Source organism: Pseudomonas sp. FG47, assembly GCF_057809115.1.
The window spans coordinates 1-18,632 of the sequence record NZ_JBMDJI010000050.1 but is presented as its reverse complement, the minus strand read 5'-3'; the positions used below and the strand labels follow the sequence as shown (position 1 = coordinate 18,632).

Annotated in this window: 15 protein-coding genes; 6 read left to right on the top strand and 9 right to left on the bottom strand. The window is 64.8% G+C overall.

Annotation, left to right across the window (positions count from 1 at the left end; all coding sequences use genetic code 11):
• Positions 1-8 precede the first annotated feature (8 nt).
• Genes ACODS5_RS22975 through ACODS5_RS22960 form a run of 4 tightly spaced genes read left to right on the top strand, consistent with a single transcriptional unit; the run spans position 9 to position 3,140 of the window.
• Positions 9-1,400, top strand: coding sequence for a COG3014 family protein (locus tag ACODS5_RS22975; protein ID WP_489109730.1), 1,392 nt, complete (start codon positions 9-11; stop codon positions 1,398-1,400).
• Positions 1,401-1,415: 15 nt separating this feature from the next.
• A complete protein-coding gene (locus ACODS5_RS22970) occupies positions 1,416-1,784 on the top strand; it encodes a YcfL family putative periplasmic lipoprotein (protein WP_489109729.1) in 369 nt (122 codons plus the stop codon).
• A 21-nt stretch (positions 1,785-1,805) separates the two neighbouring features.
• A complete protein-coding gene (gene lpoB / locus ACODS5_RS22965) occupies positions 1,806-2,393 on the top strand; it encodes a penicillin-binding protein activator LpoB (RefSeq protein WP_134692869.1) in 588 nt (195 codons plus the stop codon).
• 3 nt (positions 2,394-2,396) lie between these two features.
• Complete coding sequence (locus ACODS5_RS22960) at positions 2,397-3,140, top strand: penicillin-binding protein activator LpoB (RefSeq protein WP_134692868.1); 744 nt, start codon at positions 2,397-2,399, stop codon at positions 3,138-3,140.
• Positions 3,141-3,278: 138 nt separating this feature from the next.
• Here ACODS5_RS22960 and ACODS5_RS22955 read toward each other — a convergent pair whose 3' ends face one another.
• The 6 genes from ACODS5_RS22955 to ACODS5_RS22930 all read right to left on the bottom strand — a co-directional run bounded on the left by ACODS5_RS22955 (position 3,279) and on the right by ACODS5_RS22930 (position 9,367).
• Positions 3,279-4,697 carry an efflux transporter outer membrane subunit gene (locus tag ACODS5_RS22955; protein ID WP_489109728.1) on the bottom strand — a complete coding sequence of 473 codons (1,419 nt, stop codon included), beginning with the start codon at positions 4,695-4,697 and terminating at the stop codon, positions 3,279-3,281.
• Positions 4,694-5,569, bottom strand: coding sequence for an efflux RND transporter periplasmic adaptor subunit (locus ACODS5_RS22950; RefSeq protein ID WP_134692866.1), 876 nt, complete (start codon positions 5,567-5,569; stop codon positions 4,694-4,696). Before ACODS5_RS22950 ends, ACODS5_RS22955 begins: the two co-directional genes overlap by 4 nt.
• On the bottom strand, positions 5,566-5,778 hold the full coding sequence (locus ACODS5_RS22945; protein WP_016392395.1) for a DUF1656 domain-containing protein: 213 nt from the start codon (positions 5,776-5,778) through the stop codon (positions 5,566-5,568). The genes ACODS5_RS22950 and ACODS5_RS22945 overlap by 4 nt, the downstream gene beginning before the upstream one ends.
• Entirely contained in the window at positions 5,775-7,862 is a 2,088-nt protein-coding gene (locus ACODS5_RS22940) for an FUSC family protein (RefSeq protein WP_134692865.1), read from the bottom strand. Before ACODS5_RS22940 ends, ACODS5_RS22945 begins: the two co-directional genes overlap by 4 nt.
• Positions 7,859-8,296: a MarR family winged helix-turn-helix transcriptional regulator gene (locus ACODS5_RS22935; protein WP_134692864.1), complete on the bottom strand. Its 438-nt coding sequence runs from the start codon at positions 8,294-8,296 to the stop codon at positions 7,859-7,861. Before ACODS5_RS22935 ends, ACODS5_RS22940 begins: the two co-directional genes overlap by 4 nt.
• A gap of 258 nt (positions 8,297-8,554) precedes the next feature.
• On the bottom strand, positions 8,555-9,367 hold the full coding sequence (locus ACODS5_RS22930) for a tetratricopeptide repeat protein (protein WP_134692863.1): 813 nt from the start codon (positions 9,365-9,367) through the stop codon (positions 8,555-8,557).
• Positions 9,368-9,574: 207 nt separating this feature from the next.
• Between ACODS5_RS22930 and ACODS5_RS22925 the strand changes: the two genes are divergently transcribed.
• Positions 9,575-10,132 (top strand): WYL domain-containing protein, encoded by a 558-nt coding sequence (locus ACODS5_RS22925; protein ID WP_134692862.1) that lies wholly within the window; start codon positions 9,575-9,577, stop codon positions 10,130-10,132.
• A 133-nt stretch (positions 10,133-10,265) separates the two neighbouring features.
• Here the strand turns inward: ACODS5_RS22925 and ACODS5_RS22920 are convergent, their stop codons facing one another.
• From ACODS5_RS22920 to ACODS5_RS22910, 3 genes are read right to left on the bottom strand one after another with little or no spacing between them, the layout of a single operon-like run.
• On the bottom strand, positions 10,266-11,624 hold the full coding sequence (locus ACODS5_RS22920) for an HlyD family type I secretion periplasmic adaptor subunit (RefSeq protein ID WP_177414250.1): 1,359 nt from the start codon (positions 11,622-11,624) through the stop codon (positions 10,266-10,268).
• 7 nt (positions 11,625-11,631) lie between these two features.
• Entirely contained in the window at positions 11,632-13,788 is a 2,157-nt protein-coding gene (locus ACODS5_RS22915) for a type I secretion system permease/ATPase (RefSeq protein WP_134692860.1), read from the bottom strand.
• Positions 13,789-13,831: 43 nt separating this feature from the next.
• The gene (locus ACODS5_RS22910; RefSeq protein WP_134692859.1) at positions 13,832-15,169 is read right to left on the bottom strand and encodes a TolC family outer membrane protein; all 1,338 of its coding nucleotides are present in this window, start codon (positions 15,167-15,169) and stop codon (positions 13,832-13,834) included.
• Positions 15,170-15,517: 348 nt separating this feature from the next.
• On the opposite strand from ACODS5_RS22910, the gene ACODS5_RS22905 reads away from it, so the two are divergent.
• On the top strand, positions 15,518-18,632 hold a 3,115-nt coding region (locus ACODS5_RS22905), incomplete at its 3' end, for a retention module-containing protein (protein ID WP_489109727.1).

Sequence of the window (18,632 nt, the reverse complement as noted above, 5' to 3'; positions counted from 1 at the left end):
GAAGTCCGATGGTATCCCGCGCTTTGACCCTGGCGACCTTGCTCGCCGCCGTGCAGCTCACCGGCTGCTCGGTCTTTCGCAGCTACGACAGTGAATTGCAGGAGACCAACCAGCAGTTGGCCGCCGGCAACGTCGATGCCGCCCTCGCCCTGCTGGAAAACCACAACAAGGGCGAGCAGAAAGACCTGCTCTACTACTTCGAAAAAGGCGAGCTACTGCGCTCCAAGGGCGATCTCAAGGGCAGCCAGGACGCCTGGCGCGCCGCCGATAGCGTGGTGTTCCAATGGGAAGAGTCGGTCAAGCTCGACACCGACAAGTACCTCAGCCAGTTCGGCAGCTACCTGGTCAACGACAAGGTCCGCCGCTACGAAGGCTATGACTACGAAAAGGTCATGCTGACCACGCAGATGGCCTTGAACCTGCTGGCGCAGAACGATTTCGACGGTGCCCGCACCGAGATCAAGAAGACCCACGAGCGTGAAGCGGTGATCGCCGAGCTGCGCGACAAGGAGTACCTCAAGCGCGAGGAAGCCGCCGAGCAGGAAGGCATCAAGACCGAATACAAGGACCTGCAAGGCTACCCGGTCGCCAGCCTCGATGCACCGGAGGTGGTCAGCCTGAAGAACAGCTACCAGAGCGCCTTCAGCCACTACCTGTCCGGTTTCGTCTATGAAGCCCTGGGCGAAAAGGGCCTGGCCGCCCCCGGCTACCGCAAGGCCGCCGAACTGCGCCCGAACACCCCGCTGCTGGACCAGGCCCTGCTCGAGCTGGACAAGAACAGCGCCAAGGCCACTGAAAGCGACGTGCTGATCGTGGTGCAAAGCGGCCTGGCCCCGGCCCGTGACTCGATCCGCATCCCGCTGCCGCTGCCGATCGAGGACAACCTGGTGATCACCCCGCTGTCGTTCCCGATCATGCGCGAGGACACCTCCACCGCGCACCTGGGCGAGATCCGCCTGGACGACCGCGCCCTGGCCCTGACTGCGCTCAACAGCACCAGCGCCATGTCGCGCCGGGCCCTGCGCGACGACATGCCGGGCATCATCCTGCGCACCAGCGTGCGCGCCATCAGCCGCGGCGTGGCACAGAAGAACCTGAACAAGGCCAACCCCATGGCCGGCCTGGTGGTGGGCATCGCCTCCACCGTGCTCGAAGGCGCCGACACCCGCACCTGGCGTACCCTGCCAGACCAGACCCAGGTGGCGCGGGTCCGTCTCAAGCCCGGCGAGCACCAGCTGAACCTGCCGTCGAACCTCGGTGGCACCCAGGTCAAGGTGAAGATCGACCGGCCCTACCAGGTGGTGAGCCTGCGCGTGGTCGGCAACCGTGTATTCGCTGGCGGCCCGGCCGTCGAAGTCACCCTGCAGGCCCCGGCGCAAGCCGTCGCCAGCCTCAAGTAAGCACAAGGATCGCACATGCGCAAAACATGCCTCGCCCTGGTCGCCGTCGCCCTGCTGGCCGGCTGCGCCACCCCGCCTCCCGCCCCCGGCAGCGCCGCCAGCAAGGTGGTGACCATGGGCCAGCTGGATGACATCGAGATCGGCCAGATGCGCGTCGCCCGGGAAAACGGCTTCCTCACCGTCAACGTGGCGCTGAACAACACCAGCCGCAGCAACCAGACCCTTTACTACCGCTTCGCCTGGCTGGGCGACGACGGCTTCCCGGTGGCCGACGAAGAAAGCTGGAAGGCCCTGCCGCTGTACGGCAAGCAGGCCAAGTTCCTGCCGGCCATTGCCCCCACCCCTGCCGCCCGCGACTTCCGCCTCGAAGTCCACACCCGGTAACCCCTTTCAGGAGCACGTTCCATGTTTGCACGCCTTTCCCTCGCCGCCATCGCCATTGCCCTGGTCAGCGGCTGCAGCACCCCATCGCCGGTCCTCGGCGGCAAGAACATCAGCTACGGCGACAGCAAGGCCGTCGAGCTGGTCACCAACGAGTTCGGTTCCACCGACCTGCAGATGATCGCCGAGAGCATGACCCGCTCCCTGGCCCAGTCCGGCGTGCTGCACGGCCGCCCGGTGGTGCAGGTGTACGACGTGAAGAACAAGACCAGCGAGTACATCGATACCCGCGAGATCACCACCTCGATCAAGACCCAGCTGATGAAGTCCGGCGTGGCGCGCTTCGCCAGCGACAACACCGACATGCAAAGCCAGGTCGACCAGCTCAAGCTGCAGAACCAAAGCGGCCTGTACAAGAAGAAGACCGTGGCCAAGACCGGCAACATGATTGCCGCCAAGTACCGCCTGGAAGGCTCGATCAGCTCCATCGTCAAGCGCAGCAGCGACTACAAGGACGTGTTCTACAAGTTCAGCCTGCAGCTGATCGACGTGGAAAGCGGCCTGGCCGAGTGGATGGACGAAAAAGAAATCCGCAAGACCACGGAGCGCTGATCGATGCGTGCATGGATGGCAATCATCGGCCTGGCCTGCGCCTTCGGTGCGCAGGCGGCCCCCAAGGTGGCGGTGACCGACCTGGCCTACCAGGCGCAGGTGGAGGAATACATCCACACCGTCAACGCCCAGAGCAGCGGCCAGGCCGGCATGTACCACGCCAGCGGCCAATCGAGCTACAGCGAGTACGAGAGCCTCAACAGCTATATCGAGCAGACCGAACTGCGCAAGTTCGGTGGCGACATCAAGGGTGAGATCCTCAAGACCGGCATGTTCCAGCTGGTCCAGGGCCGCCCCTATACCGCCGACTCGAAGGAAGACGTGTACGACGTGATCCGGCGCATCAAGAACGGCGCGTTCAAGGGCGCCGACTACGTGCTGTTCGGCACTCTGTCGGACATCGACTTCCAGCAGGACATCAACTCGCTGGACCACACCGACAGCTACTCGGCGGTGCTGGGCCTGACGGTGGTCGCCGACTTCAGCCTGATCAACACCCGCACCTACGAAATCACCTCGGCGTTCACCGCCATGGGTGAAGGGCAGGATACCAAGCTGGTGAAGGGCCAGGACCGCCGCGTGACGCTGAACCGCCCGCGGGTGGTGCGGGAGGTGTCGAAGGCGCTGGGCGAGGATGTGGCGCAGCAATTGGCCGAACAGCTCGGTGGCTCGGTGCCCGGGCAGCCGAAGCAGCCGCGTGGGCGGGACAACCTGCCGCCGGATGAACCGGCGCGGGTGTTGAACTAAGTACGCATTCCCTGTAGGAGCGGCCTCGGGTCGCGAAGCGGCCCCAGGGATTCAGCCGTGATGCACAAATCGCAGGGGCCGCTTTGCGGCCCTTTCGCGACACAAGGCCGCTCCTACAGGGGGCCGTATTCGCAGCCGTCAAGGCCTGGCGCTGTTCTTCCAGCCGCCACCCAAGGCCAGGAACACCCCGATCTGCCCCATCGCCACCTGGCTGTTGGCCGCCGCCAGTTGCGCGCGGACATCGGTGTAGGTGCGGGTCGCCTGCAAGTCCGCCAGGAACGACTCGCGCCCGACCTGGTAGCGCAGGTGGGTCTGGTCCGCCGACTCTTTCGCCGAACGCTCGGCATCGGCCAGCGCATCACGCCGATCCAGCAGCGCGCTGTACTGCGCCAGGCGAGTCTGGGTCTCGCGAATGGCGTTGAGCACCACCCCGTCGAAATGCGCCAGCGCCGCCTGGGTCGAGGCCTCGGCCATGCGAATGCGCGCGCGGGTACCGTTGGTGGGGATGTTCCAGCTGATCTGCGGGCCAAAGCCCCAGCGATTGGTCGAAGGATCGCCAAGGTTCTTGGCCAGGCCGATGGTGCCGACCTGCGCGCCGATGCTGATATCCGGATACAACGCGCCAGTGGCCACGCCGATGGTCGCGGTGGCGGCGGCCAGCTGACGCTCGGCCTGGCGCACGTCGGGGCGGCGCTTGAGCAGCGCGGCGCCGTCGCCGACCGGAATCAGCTGCGTCAATTGTGGCAGCTCGGCGCAGTCGGTGGTGCCCGCCGGCAGTTGCTCGACCGGCTTGCCCAGCAGCGCGGCCAAGGTATACAAGCCGGCCTCGCGCTCTGCCTTGAAGCGCGGCAACTCGGCGCGCAGCGACTTGAACTGGGTCTGCGAACGGGTCACCTGGGTCTCGTCGCCACGGCCAGCGTCGCGCAGGCGTTGGGTCAGTTGCACGCTCTGCTGCTGCAAGTCCAGCGACTCATGGGCGATATGGTATTCCTCGTTGGCCGAGCATACCTGGGTATAGGCCTTGACCACGTCGGCCACCAGGGTGATGCGTGCGGTGTCGGCCGCGGCCTGCACAGCGTCGGCGTTGGCCTTGGCGGCCTCGGTGCCACGCTTGAAAGTGCCCCACAGGTCGAACTGGTAGCTGGCGCTGACAATGGCCTCGCCGATGTTGCCCACCGGCACCTTCTCTGGCAGCAGGAAGGCTTCGCCGGACTCCTGCAGGCGCTGGGCGGCCAGCTTGACGCCACCGTTGAAGCCGCCTTGCGACTCGGCCACTTCCACCTGGGCACGGGCCTTGGCGATGTTGGCGGCAGCCACGCGCAGTTCGGTGTTGGCGCTCAGCGCCTGGCGCACCAGCTCGTTGAGCCGTTGATCCTGGTACAGCTGCCACCAGTCCTCGGGCACCGGCGCCGAGACCACGCTGTCGGCGTCCTGGCGCAGCGGGCCATTGAGGTCATCACGCTGCACCGCGGCGTCCTTGGGCAACTGGTAGTCGGGGCCGACCATCATGCAGGCGCCGAGGGACAGGCACAGCCCCGCCAGGATCAGCTGTTTCATGGACGTTGCCCCTCGATGATCGACACCGTGGCGGTACGCCCGGCGATCATGCGGAAGTCTTGCGGCACTTCATCGAAGGCGATGCGCACGGGGATGCGCTGGGCCAGGCGCACCCAGCTGAACGCCGGGTTGACGTTGGGCAGCAGGTTGGCGCCGCTGCTGCGGTCGCGGTCCTCGATGCCGGCGGCCAGGCTCTGCACGCGGCCACGCAGGCGGGTGGTGTCGCCCATCACGCGGATGTCCACGGCATCGCCGATATGAATACCGCCCAGCTTGGTTTCCTCGAAGTAGCCATCGACATGGTAAGAGGCGCTGTCTACCACCGACAGCACGGGCCGCCCGGCGCTGACGAACTCGTGGGCGCGCGGCGCGCGATCGTTGAGGTAGCCGTCCACCGGGCTGCGCACCACCGAACGGTCGAGGTTGAGCTGGGCGACGTCGACCTGCACCTGGGCCTCGTTGACCGCCGAGCGGGCGCGGGCCTCGCGGGACTGGCTCTCTTCCAACTGCTCGGCCGCCACCAGGTTGCCCAGCTTGCGATTGCGCTGCGCCTCGCGGGAGGCCTGGGCCAGGGTTTCCTGGCGCTCGGCCAGGGTCGCCTTGGCCTGGCGCAGGGCCAGGGTGAAGCGGTCCTGGTCGATGGTGAACAGCACATCACCGCGCTTGATGGTCTGGTTGTCGCGCACCTCGACCTGCTGGATCAGCCCAGACACATCGGGGGCGATCTGGATCACATCGGCGCGGATATGGCCGTCGCGGGTCCAGGGGGCGAACATGTAGTACACCACCATCTGCCACACGAGCACGGCGGCGAAGGTCACTACCAGCAGGGTCAGGACCACGCGGCCCAGGGTCAGCAAAGGTTTTTTCATGGCAGCATCAGGCTTCGGCAAAAGTGGTCCACCGCGCCAAGCAGCACGGCATACAGGGCAACGTTGAACAACGCCCGGTGCCAGACCAGGCGGTAGAAGTGCAGGCGCACCAGCACCGCGTGCACCCCAAGAAACAACAGGTAGGTGCCAAACATCATCACCAGCAGCGTGGGCAGGAACACCCCGCTGATATCCAGTTCACCGATCACAGGGGCGCTCCGTCGAGGCCGGGGGGCAGTTGCGTTTGTTCGGCAGGCTCGAGCATCACTTCCACGCCCGGCAACAGCGCCAGGCGCAGGCCGCTCAGGGCATGCAGCAGGTGGGTGCGGGCATCGCCGCGTTCATGCAGCTCATCGAGGTTCAGCGCCAGGCGTGCGCGCTCCATGTTGCGCAGCAACGCCGCCGGGGCGTGCAGGCGTTCGCCTTGGCGCAGGCAGGCGGCGTAATGGCCGCCGACTTCCTCGATCACCGTCTGCAGGCGCTGGCGGGCCTGTTGGCCGGCACGCGGCAGGTAGGCCAGCAGATCGAGCAGGTTCAAGCCCACGCGCAGGTCGCGCAGCGCCACGCCGCTGTCCTGGCCGGTCTGCGACAGCCGCGGCAGGTGCTGCATCAGGCGATCGAGCAACTGCACGCCAACCTGGCGGTGCTCGGCCAGGGTCGCCGGCTCGGTCATCTCGACGATGTCGCGCCAGACGAAGCGGGTCATGCGCTTGGCCGCCAGTTCGACGCCGAACGGGCGCACCACCAAGGTCCAGATGAAGGCGAACAGCAGCCCCACCGGCCCTGCCAGGTTGGCGTTGATGAAAGTGAAGAAGTCGGCGTCGTAGGCGCCCTGGATACTGATGAAGGTCGAGGTGTTGACGATGGTCAGCAACGTTCCCAGGTAGAAACGCGGCTGTACGGTCAAGGTGCCGATGCAGATGAACGGCACGGCGAAGGCCAGCACCAGCATCGGGAAGTCGTGCAGGTTGGGCAGCACCAGGAACAGATACAGACTGGAGAAGATCACCGACATCAAGGTCCAGAAGAAGAACCGGTAGATCTGCGGGGCCGGGTCATCCATGGCGGCGAAGAAGCTGCACGACACCGCGGCGAGGATCACCGCGCTGGCGCCGTCGTTCCAGCCCAGGCCGATCCACAGCCCGCAGGCGACGATGATGGCGGTGACGGTGGAAAACACCGAGTAGAGCATCAGGCCACGGTCGAAGAACGGTGTCAGCCGGCCCAGGCGCCAGTGGCGGTAGACCGCGCGCCAGGGTGTGGCGTCGTCCTTGCGCAAGGCATGCTGCAAGGTGCAGCAGTCCTGCCACAGGTCGACCCACTCGGTCAGCCGGTAGAGGGCGTTGGACAGCAGCAACTGATCGCGCTGGTCGAGCGCCGCGGCGCCAGGCTGCAGGCGGTCGATCTGCTCGTGCAGGGCTGTCCAGCGTGCCACCGAGGCGCTTTCGGCAGTACCCTTGAGCCATTCGCGGGCCTGCCCGAGCACTGGCTGCAACAGGGCGAACTGCGCCGGCGCGCGGCTTTCCAGGGCCACCAGGGCGTCGTCCAGGGCGTCGATCACCGGCAGCAGGTGGATCATCCGCCCACGCAGTTCGCGGGCATTCTTCAGCGTGTGCGGGCCGGCACCTTCATGGCTGAGCTGGCCGATCATCGGTTCCAGCGTATTGAAGGTGGCGACCATCGCACCACGCATGCCGCCAACCTTGTCGGCGCTGACTTCACGGGCAAGATAGGTGTCGCTGTAGCGGATCGCCTCGGCGAACCAGTTACTGGCAGAGCCCAGCACCACCGGTGCCAGCCGTCGTGGCCAGAACACCGCGCCGACCACCGCGGCGCAGACGATCCCCAGGCAGATCTCCTGGGCCCGGGAAGAGGCCACATCGAACACTGCCAGCGGATTGTCGACCACGGCCAGGGCGATCATCGGCAAGGTGTAGCCGGCCAGCATCAGCACGTAGTTGTTGGCGGTGCGCAGGTTCAGCGAGAGGAACAGCAAGGTGCCGGTCCACAGGGCGATGGCGATGCTCAGCAGCAATGGCGACTGCACCAGCGGCGGGACCAGCAGGATCGCCCCGCCGGCCCCAAGCAAGGTGCCCAGGGCGCGATACAGGGCCTTGGAGGTGGTCGGACCGAGGAACGGGCTGGAGACGATGTACACCGTGGCCATGGCCCAGTACGGGCGCGGCAGCTGCATCAGCAAGGCGATGTACAGGGCAATCATCGAGGCGGCGAAGGTTCGTACGCCGTAGAACCAGTCGCGGGCCGGGGGCACCGAGCTGAAGAAGCCGTTCATGCTGGCAGGCCCGCCTCTTCGAAGGCGCGGATCACCCGCAGGGTGGCTTCCAGGTCGGCCTGGTCGATGCCGGCGAGCACGTCGCGGCGCAAGCGCACCAGCTCGCCTTCGATCGACTCGGCAAGCACGCGCCCTGTCGGGGTCAGGCTCAGGGCCTTGGCCCGACGGTCCAGCGGGTCTTCGCTGCGACACACCAGGCCGGCCTTGCACAGCTGGTCGAGCAGGCGCACCAACGACGGGCTCTCGAGGCCTGCGGCCTGGGCCACGGCCACCTGATGCACGCCATCGCCAAGACGCACGATCATCAGTAGCGGCACGGCACAGGCTTCGGAAATGCCATAGCCGGTCAGGGCCCCCTGGCACAGGCGACGCCAATGCCGGGCGGCCACGACCATGCCGCTGCTGATTTTCAGGTGCAGTGCGTCGAGTGACATATGGGAACCGAAGATATTCATAGTTTGCTAACTATCAATATACGCCCTGCCCTCCCCCCTTCGTCAACCGGGGGCGACGGAGGGACAAGATGAAAGGTTGTTCATCAAGCCATGCGCGAACTTTGTAGGAGCGGCCTTGTGCCGCGAAAGGGCCGCGAAGCGGCCCCAGCGATTTCAGGTTAATGCGCGAACACGGGGCGCTTCGCACCCCTTTCGCGGCACAAGGCCGCGCCTACAGGGAACGCATCGCACCTTGCCTCACGGCTGGATCTGGTCTTCCAGCTTCATGGTCAACGCCAGTTTACTGCCCAGCTTGATGGCCTGGTCACGCCAGCCTAGGTAGCGCACCGCGTCGCGGCTGCTGAAGTACACCGCCAACTCCTCGGCGGCATGCATCACCCCGGTCGCCGCTGCCAGCTCCAGCCAGTACAACCCGGCCCGGGTCTCCGCCTCCACGTTCACACCGTGCAGCAAGCGATAGCCCACCTCGAAACGGCAGCGTTTCTCACCACGCTGGGCGCCACGCAGGAACCACTGGTAGGCCTCGAGCGGGTCGACCTGCCACACCTGGTCACCATCGCAGACCTCTTCCTCGTACAGGTCGCCCAAGGCCGCCGCGGCATGCACCATGCCGCGCTCGAAGGCATGCCGGTAGTACTCCGCCGCATTGGCGTAGCTGACCTGCACGCCCTTGCCGAAGTAGTGCTGCTGCCCCAGGTTGAACCAGGCCGCTGCATTGCCCTGCAAGGCCGCCATGCGCAGCAGGTGGCCAGCCAGCGAAGTGTCGCCGCGCCAGTACTTGCCATTGAGCCAGATCCAGCCCAGGTCATTGAGCGCCGCCACGTTGCCCAGCAGGGCCTGGCGACACAGGTCGTGGTACACCGCCTGCAAGTCGACTGCTTCATCCAGGCGATCGATCAGGCCGAAACGCTCCCCGGGCAGTGCCTGCTGGCTGGGCATGCCGACCCCGGCGAACAGCCGGTGACGCTGGCCCGGGCGCGCCGGCGCCGGGACGATCCGCTCGGGAAGCAGCCGGGCAAGCAGCGAATGGATATTGCTGGCGGCAGACATGTTCATCCTCATTGAACGACCCACAGCTCCAACCTCCACTGTGTTGAGGCGTGATTCTGCGCGATGGCACGACAAAACCTGTCGCGAACGATTCAAAGCCAGGCAACCAATTGCCGCTTCCTTGATCTGAGCAGGGCTGTGGCCAATTGCCATGCCCCGCCCGTGCCGCCATCCTATGCCGGCAAGCCTAGACAAGGACGTTTCCTTTTGCCGTTCGCCACCACCCGCGCCACCCTCAGCCGACAATGGGCGCTGCTGCGCCAGTTGCCCAGTCGCTCCCCCGGGATCACCAGTGCCGAACTGGTGTGGCGCCTGCGTGACGTGGGTTTCAGTGTCAGCAAGCGCACGGTCGAGCGTGACCTCAACGAGCTGTCGTTGATCTTCCCGCTGGAGCGCAACGACAAGAGCATTCCGTTTGGCTGGCACTGGTCGGCCACTGCCGGCAGCGAGTTGCGCGGCAATTTCGACCTGCACGGTTACCTGCGCGGCGACACGTTGCAGCCTGGGCAGGAGGACGGTATCGAGTTGCGGGCGTGGATCAGCGACCTGCTGGCGCGGCGCCTGCGCGAGGCACCGCTGACCGGCGACATGCAGCTGACGGCCCTGGAGCAGGGCCACAGGCTGCGCGCGACCGTGGCCGACGGTTGGTCGTTGCGCTGGTGGCTGCTGAGCCAGGGGGATGGGCTGGTGGTGGAGGCGCCGCAGGCGCTGCGCGAGGAGATCGCGCGTACCCTGGCCTCGGCGGCCGCGCAGTACCTGAAATAATCGCAGGCAAGCCCCGCCAAGGCTGGCGCCTGCGGACAAAGACCGGGCAATCCCCCTTAAGCCGTAGGCGCCAGCTTGCTGGCGAACCAGGCGACGCAGCGGCTGCCCCCTACGGCGGGGAACCTAATCCCCATCAGCGCTCGCGCAGCGCCTCGCTACGGGCCTTGATGATCGGCTTGAGCAGGTAACTCATGATGGTCTTCTTGCCGGTCATGATGTCCACCGTGGCGACCATCCCCGGGATGATCAGCAGCGGCTTCTCCTCGGTGCCCAGGTGGCTCTTCTCGGTGCGCAGCTTGATCACGTAGTAGGTGGTCTTCTTGTCCTCGTCGGTGATGGTGTCGGCACCGATCTGCTCGAGCTTGGCCTTGAGCCCGCCATAGATGGTGTAGTCGTAGGCGGTGAACTTGACCGTGGCTTCCTGGCCAGGGTGCAGGAAAGCGATGTCCTTGGGCAGGATCTTCGCCTCCACCACCAGGGTGTCGTCCAGCGGCACGATCTCGATGATGTCGCTGCCCGGCTGGATCACCCCGCCGATGGTGTTGACCAGCAACTGCTTGACGATGCCACGCACCGGCGAGGTGACCATGGTGCGGTGCACCCGGTCGTCCAGGGCCTTGCTGGTGGCGGTGGCCTTGTTCAACTCGGTCCGGGCCTCGTTGAGCTGGGTCAGCGCCTCGCTGCGGAACTTGCCGCGGGTCTCTTCGATCTTGCTTTGGACTTCCTTGATCGCCGCCTCGGCACGGGGAATGGCCAGGGCGGTGGAGTCCATCTGGCCACGGTTCTCGACCTCGGCGCGGCGCAGGCGCAGCACCTCGACCTGGGAGATCGCGCCCTGGGCCACCAGAGGCTCGGACATGGCGATTTCCTGGCGCAGCAGCTGCAGGCTGTTGGCGTACTGGGCGCGCTTGGAGTTGAACTCACGCAGTTCCTGCTGCTTCTGCACCAACTGCTGTTGCAGGCCACCGATCTCGTCCTGCAACTGCTGGCGTCGGCTCAGGTACAGCGACTGTTCGTTGGCCGCCTGGCTCGGCGCGGCCTTGCGCAGCTCCTCGTCGATCTGCAGCGGCTTGTCCTCGACCTCGGCGTTCAGGCGCTGCACGCGCAGGGCCATGGCCAGACGCGAGGCCTCGGTCTCGTCGACGTTGGAGGCGAAGCGGGTTTCATCCAGGCGCAGCAGCGGCTGGCCAACTTCGACGACCTCCCCTTCCTTGGCGAAGATCTCGGCGACGATCCCGCCCTCGAGGTTCTGGATTTTCTGCACCTTGGACGACGGGATCGCCTTGCCCTCGCCGCGTGTCACTTCGTCGATGGGCGCCACGCTGGCCCAGACGATCAGGAACAGGAAGAACGCGATCACGCCCCAGATGGTCAGGCGCACCACCCGTGGCGCGTCCTCGATCAGCGCCTTGTTGACCTCGGGCAGGGGCTGCCCGGCCAGCGACTCGGAGCCTTTGAAATAACGGCGCAGGCTGTCCTTGAAACGCCCCATATCCAGCTTATGCAACACTGATCTGCCCCTTCTTCAGCGCATCCATGACGGCGGCTTTCGGGCCATCCGCGACAATCTGTCCACGATCGATGACGATCAGCCGGTCCACCAGCGACAACAGCGAGGCGCGGTGGGTGACCAGCAACACGGTCTTGCCTTCGACAACCGCCGCCAGGCGCTGCTTGAGGCGCTCCTCGCCGGTGTTGTCCATGGCGCTGGTGGGTTCGTCGAGCAACAGGATCTGCGGGTTGAGCAACAGCGCCCGGCCCAGGGCGACGTTCTGCCGCTGGCCGCCGGAGAGGTTCTGGCCCCGCTCGCCAACCTGCAGCTCGTAGCCGTCGGGGTGCAGGCGGGCGAATTCGTGCACGCCGGCCAGCTCGGCGGCCTGCAGGATCAGCTCATCCTCGATGTAGCGAGCACCGCTGACCAGGTTGTCACGCAGGGTGCCGGCCAGCAGCTGGATGTCCTGGGGCACGTAGCCGATGTTGTGGCGCAGTTCGCTGACGTCGATCTGGCGAATGTCCACGCCATCGACCAGCAGCGAGCCGTTGTCCGGCTCGTACAAACCGACGATCAGCTTGGCCAGCGAACTCTTGCCCGAGCCGCTGCGGCCGATGATGCCGACCTTCTCACCTGGGCGAATGCTCAGGTTGATGCCCTTGAGCGCCTGGTTCTGCTGGTTCGGGTAGGTGAACTCGACACCGCGGAACTCAATGGCGCCCTGCAGCACCTGACGGCTCAGCGGGCGTTCCTCGAAGTTGCGCTCCTGGGGCAGCTCCATCATCTGGTCGGTGGCGACCATGGTCACCTTGGCTTGCTGGTAGCGGGCCAGCAGGCCGTTCAGCGAGCCCAGCGGGCCGAGGGCGCGGCCGCTGAGCATGTAGCAGGCCACCAGGCCGCCCATGCTGAGGTTGCCGTCGATGATCAGGTACACGCCCACGCAGATCATCGCCACGCCGGCCAGTTGCTGGATCAACGCGGTGATGTTCATGGCCAGGCCCGACAGCACCTTGACCCGCAGCTCGAGGCGGCTGAGGGTGCCGAGGGTCTGCTCCCACATGTACTGGCGCTCGCTTTCGGCGTTGTTGACCTTGACCGCGTCCAGCCCGGCGAGGGTTTCGATCAGGCTCGACTGGCGCTCGGAGGCCAGCGCCATGGTGCGTTCCATGGTCGCCATCAACGGTTTCTGCAGGGCATAGCCGATACCCAGGGCCAATGGGAAGGCCAAAATCGGGATCCACACCAGGTGCCCGCCGATAATGGCGATGACCATGAGGATCAGGAAGGTGAACGGCAGGTCGATCAGGCTGGTCAGGGTCAGCGAGGCGAGGAAGTCGCGCAGGCCCTGGAACTCGTGGATGTTCTGGGCGAAGCTGCCGACCCGCGCCGGGCGGTACTTCATGGCCATGCCGACGATGCGCTCGAACAGCGTCGCCGAGATGATCAGGTCGGTCTTCTTGCCGGCCAGGTCCAGGCACAGGCTGCGCAGGCCCTTGAGGATCAGGTCGAAGACGTAGGCGCCGGCGATGCCGACCGCCAGCACCCACAGGGTCGAGGTGGCCTGGTTGGGCACCACGCGGTCGTACACGTTCATCACGAACAGCGGCGCGGCCAGGGCGATCAGGTTGATCACCAGACTGGCGGCGATGGCATCGATGTACAGCCACTTGCTGCGCAGCAGGGTGTCACGGAACCACGAGCGCGCCCGTGGAATCAGGTTGCCGTGGTTGACGTCGAACTTGTGCTGCGGCTGGGCGAAGAACACCTTGCCGCTATAGTCGCCCTGCAAGGCTTCGCGGGTCACCAGCACCTCGCCGCCGTCGCTTTCGCTGAGCAGCAGGCGCGCGGTGTCGTCGTTCTCCCAGCCCAGCAGGACGGCGCAGCGGCCTTCCTTGAGCAGCAGCATGGCCGGCATGGCGATGCCCGGGATCTGCTCCAGCTTGCGCTGCAGCAACCGCCCCTGCAGCCCGGCGCGAGCGGCGGCACGGGGTAGCAGCTCGGCGGTCAGGCGCTGGGAGGGCAAGGGTAGCCCTGTGGTCAGCATGGCCCGGCTGGCGGGCTTCTGATGCAGGACACACAGGGTCAGCAGACTGTCCAGCAGCGGGTCGTCATGCTGACTGCGTGGATCGTGGCTGAGTTGGACTCGACTGACTTCGGATTCCACGCGGCGCTCTCTTCATCCTTGCGGGGTTGGTTCAAGGCGCCTTTCAGTTCATGCCTGGCAGGTTCACCTTGGGTTTTAGGTCGTTCTGCACAACGGCGGCCATCGGGGCTACGACACCCTGGCTCTTGAGCAGTTGGCCAATGGTCGCCTTGATTCGGTACTGAGTAAACATTTGCGTGTTCTTCACCTCTACCAGACGACGCTGGGCAGTGAAGGTTTCATTCTCGCTGTCGAGCAGATCGAGCAGGGTTCGCTCGCCCAGGCTGAACTGCTGCTGGTAGGCGCTGCGCACGCGGTTGCTGTGATCGACGTACTGCTGGGCGATCGGCACCTGGGCGTTGGCGTTGTCCAGAGCATTCCATGCCAAGCCTAACTCCTCATTGAGCTGGCGCAAGGCGTTGTTGCGAATATCCAGGGCTTGGTTGGCCAGGTACGACTTCGACTCGAGGTCGGCCTTGTTGCTGCCGCCGGCGTACAGGTTGAAGTTCATGCGCAGCATGGCCTGCCACTCGTTGTTGTGGCCGACGGCGCCGTCGAGGTTGTTGTCGGCGGTACGGCCGAGCTCGGCGTCGAAGCGCGGGTAGAAGGTGGACTTGGCCGCGTCGTACTGTTTCTCGGCGGCGGCGATGTCCGACTCGGCCGAACGCAGTATCGGGCTGAACTCGATCAGTTGGTGACGCGCTTCGTCGAGGGTCGCCGGCAGCAGGTCGACAAATGGCGCAGGCGTGCTTAACTCGTCCGGCATTTGCCCGACGACGCTGAGGTAGTTGGTGTTGGCGTCGGCCAGGTTGGTCTGCTCGGTGATCAGGTTGTTGCGTGCCTGGGCCTGGCGCGCTTCGGCCTGGTCGAGGTCGGCCATGCGCCCCACCCCGCGGCTGGTACGCAGCTTGATCTGGTCGAGGATGCGATCATGGTTGCGCAGGTTGTCTTCGGCCAGGCGCACCATCTCGCGACGGGCCAGCACATCCAGGTAGACCTGGGCAACGGTCAGCGCGGTGCGCTCGGAGGTACCCAGCAGCGAATAGGCGCGGGCATTGACGGTGGCTTGTTGACGCCCGACTTCGCTGGAGGTGGCAAAACCGTCAAAAACCATTTGCCGCAGGCGAATGGCCGACTCGCCACGGGTGAGCGTTTCCCAGCGATTGCGGGTGCTGGGGCTGTCGGTGCCTTCCCGACCGTAACCGGCTGTCACATCGACCCGCGGCAAATAGCCGCCCTGGGCAGCACGCAATTGGTAATCCGCAGCCGTGCGGGCGTTCACCCCGGCCTGGATTTCCGGGTGCACCTCGAGGGCTTTTTGCATGGCTTCGGGCAAGGATTGTGCTTGAACGAATGTGGCGGCGAGAGCGAAAGGAAGAGCGGTGAACAGTGACGCACGCATGTTTGCTGGTTCCCGAGAGAGCTGTTGTCCTAAATCACAGCCGAAGCTGTCCCTGCCTTGGAAAATGGCAAGCCCTGATCCTGTGGGTAGGAAACTTCCGAATAGGCAGTGCGATTAATACGAAAGAGAGGGCTGTGGCTGGCCAAATATCAATGTGACATTACCTCGACGATTGTTTAGGATGGCAGCCAGAAGGTCAATAGTTTGGCATAAACTTAATAGCCATAAATTATAGACGTAAAATTGACGCAAATCAGCGTCAAAAACATTATTGAAACATTCCATCAGTCGCCGCCTCACGCGCGAGCAGGCATGGAAGCCAACTGAACGGGTAGTCCGGAGAGTCCAATGAGCACTGTTGTTGCCATCGTCAAAAGCATTGTTGGCCAAGTCATCGCAGTTTCCCCAGAAGGCATCCGGCGCGTACTCATCGAAGGCGACCGCCTGTTCGCCGGCGAGCAGGTAGATACCGGCGCCGGTGGCGCGGTGTCCTTGGAGTTGGCCGACGGCCGCGTGCTCGACCTGGGCCGCGACACCCAATGGAGTGCCGACACCCCCGACAGCAGCACCGACCTGAGCCAGGCCAGCGCCCAGGCGGCGCCTTCGGTCGAAGAGCTGCAGCAGGCCATCGCCGCTGGCGTCGACCCCACCACCGAACTGGAAGCCACCGCCGCGGGCCCATCCGCCGCGGGCGGCGGTGCGGCGGGTGGCGGCCACAGTTTCGTGATGCTGCAGGAGACCGCCGGCGTGGTCGACCCGAGCATTGGCTTCCCGACCGGTCCGATCGGTTTCGGCAACGGCCAGGGCAGCGAAGAAGTGGGCGGGCTGGACGCCAGCGGCACCAATACCACCAGCAATGCCCCCAGCGTCACCGGCCTGACCCTGAACGCCACCCCCACGATCACCGAGGCGGGTGGCGTGATCGTCTATACCGCCACCGTCGGCCAGCCACCGCTGAGCAACCTGACCGTCACCTTGTCCAACGGCGCGGTGATCGTCATTCCAGCGGGCCAGACCACCGGTAGCGTTAACGTCACCATTGCCCCGAACGACACACCCTATATCGACGGCGGCCAGATCTCCGCCAACATCACCGGCACCACGGGCGGCAACGGCCTGGTCATCACGCCGAACACCACCCCGGCAGTGACCCAGGTCACCGACACCATCGACACCACCACCGCCACCCTGACCGCGACCCCGAGCGTCACCGAAGGCGGCGTGATCACCTACACCGTGACCCTGACCAACCCGGCGCAGACCCCGGTGACCGTCACCCTGTCCAATGGCCAGACCGTCACCATCGAAGCCGGCAAGTCGTCGGGCAGTGTCGATTTCCAGACCCCGCCCAACGATGTCTACAACAATGGCAGCACCGTCAGCACCACGATCACGGGGGCAACGGGCGGCAACTTCGAGAATCTGGTGGCGAACCCGACGCCAGCGCAAACCGTCATCAGCGACTCGGTGGACACCACCAGCGCCACCCTGACCGCCACCCCGAGCGTCACTGAAGGCGGCGTGATCACCTACACCGTGACCCTGAGCAATCCGGCCCAGACCGAGGTGACCGTCACCCTGTCCAACGGCCAGACCGTCACCGTCAAGGCCGGCGAAAGCACCGGCAGTGTAGAGTTCCAGACCCCAGCCAACGACGTGTTCGTCAATGGCAGCACCGTCAGCACCACCATTACCGGCGCCACGGGCGGCAACTTCGAGAGCCTGGTGCCGAACAAGACGCCAGCCCAGACCGAAATCAAGGACAGCATCGATACCGTGACGGTCAATATCGCCAGCAACGGCGATGTGAGCGAAGCACAACAGCCGACCTTCACCGTGTCGGTTAGCCAGAAGCTCGACCACGACCTGACCGTTACCCTGTCCAACGGTGACAAGGTGGTGATCAAGGCTGGCCAGACCGAAGCGACCTACAGCCTGCCGGCCCAGGGCGACGACGTGTTCAAGGACGGGGGTTCCGTGACCCTTGGCGTGACCGATGCCAGCGTCTCGGGCAAGACCTTCGAACACCTGGAGCTGGGTGGCGATGCCACCGTGCAGATCACTGACACCATCAGTGAAGTGGTTGCAACCCTGACGGCGGACAAGACCACCGTCTCCGAGGGTGGCCAGATCACCTACACCGTGACTCTGACCAACGGCCAAGGTTTGTCGGTCGTCGGCCACAATGGCCTGACTTTCACCTTGAGCGATGGCACCAAAGTCACCATCCCCGCTGGCAGCGCCACCGGTACCATTACCGTCAATGCGCCTGATGATGTGTTCGTCGGCGGTCAACCGACCATCGTCAACAAACTGGAAGGTGTCACTGGCGCGGATAACTTCGAAAAACTCACCCTCGGCAAAGAGGAAGTGAAGACCGAAGTCACCGACGAGCCAGGCACCGGCACCCCAGGCACCGACAACCAGGGCGACAAAGTCTCGGTCACTATCGTCAGCAAAGGCGATGTCACCGAAGACCAACAGCCGGCCTTCACCGTCAAAGTCAGCCAGAAACTGGATCACGACCTGACCGTCACCCTGTCCAATGGCGACAAGGTGGTGATCAAGGCTGGTGAAACCGAAACCGAGTACAAGGCCAAAGCCCAGGGCGATGACGTCTTCAAGGACGGCGACACCCTGACTGTCGGCATTACCGATGCTGTAGTGGATGGCAAGACCTTCGAGAATCTGGAACTGGGCGGCGACGCCAGCGTGCAGATCACCGACACCATCAGCGAAGTGGTCGCGACTCTGACCGCTGACAAGACTACCGTCAGCGAAGGCGGCCAAATCACCTACACCGTCACCTTGACCAACGGCCAAGGCCTGTCGGTGACCGGTCACAACGGCCTGACCTTCACCCTGACCGATGGCACCAAAGTGGCCATTCCGGCAGGTAGCGCCTCTGGCACCATCACCATCAATGCGCCTGATGATGTGTTCGTCGGCGGCCAGCCGACCATCGTCAACAAGCTGGAAGGCGTGACCGGTGCAGATAACTTCGAGAAGTTGACCCTCGGCAAAGACGAAGTCAAAACCGAGGTCACCGACGAGCCAGGCACTGGCACCCCAGGTGCCGGTAACGAAGGTGACAAGGTCACCGTGACCATCGTCAGCAAAGGCGATGTCACTGAAGACCAGCAGCCGGCCTTCACCGTCAAAGTGAGCCAGAAACTGGATCACGACCTGACCGTCACCCTGTCCAACGGCGACAAGGTGGTGATCAAGGCTGGCGAAACCGAGACCGAGTACAAGGCCAAAGCCCAGGGCGATGACGTCTTCAAGGACGGCGATACCCTGACTGTCGGCATCACCGATGCCGCTGTCGATGGCAAGACCTTCGAAAACCTGGAGCTCGGCGGCAACGCCAGCGTCCAGATCACCGACACCATCAGTGAAGTCGTCGCGACCCTGACCGCGGACAAGACCACTGTCGCTGAGGGTGGCCAGATCACCTACACCG

Coding starts and splice junctions, on each gene's coding strand:
- ACODS5_RS22920 (WP_177414250.1), bottom strand. CDS start 11,624: ATGGGGCGTTTCAAGGACAGCCTGCGCCGTTATTTCAAAGGCTCCGAG.
- ACODS5_RS22910 (WP_134692859.1), bottom strand. CDS start 15,169: ATGCGTGCGTCACTGTTCACCGCTCTTCCTTTCGCTCTCGCCGCCACA.
- ACODS5_RS22975 (WP_489109730.1), top strand. CDS start 9: ATGGTATCCCGCGCTTTGACCCTGGCGACCTTGCTCGCCGCCGTGCAG.
- ACODS5_RS22950 (WP_134692866.1), bottom strand. CDS start 5,569: ATGAAAAAACCTTTGCTGACCCTGGGCCGCGTGGTCCTGACCCTGCTG.
- ACODS5_RS22960 (WP_134692868.1), top strand. CDS start 2,397: ATGCGTGCATGGATGGCAATCATCGGCCTGGCCTGCGCCTTCGGTGCG.
- ACODS5_RS22940 (WP_134692865.1), bottom strand. CDS start 7,862: ATGAACGGCTTCTTCAGCTCGGTGCCCCCGGCCCGCGACTGGTTCTAC.
- lpoB (WP_134692869.1), top strand. CDS start 1,806: ATGTTTGCACGCCTTTCCCTCGCCGCCATCGCCATTGCCCTGGTCAGC.
- ACODS5_RS22955 (WP_489109728.1), bottom strand. CDS start 4,697: ATGAAACAGCTGATCCTGGCGGGGCTGTGCCTGTCCCTCGGCGCCTGC.
- ACODS5_RS22930 (WP_134692863.1), bottom strand. CDS start 9,367: ATGTCTGCCGCCAGCAATATCCATTCGCTGCTTGCCCGGCTGCTTCCC.
- ACODS5_RS22935 (WP_134692864.1), bottom strand. CDS start 8,296: ATGTCACTCGACGCACTGCACCTGAAAATCAGCAGCGGCATGGTCGTG.
- ACODS5_RS22970 (WP_489109729.1), top strand. CDS start 1,416: ATGCGCAAAACATGCCTCGCCCTGGTCGCCGTCGCCCTGCTGGCCGGC.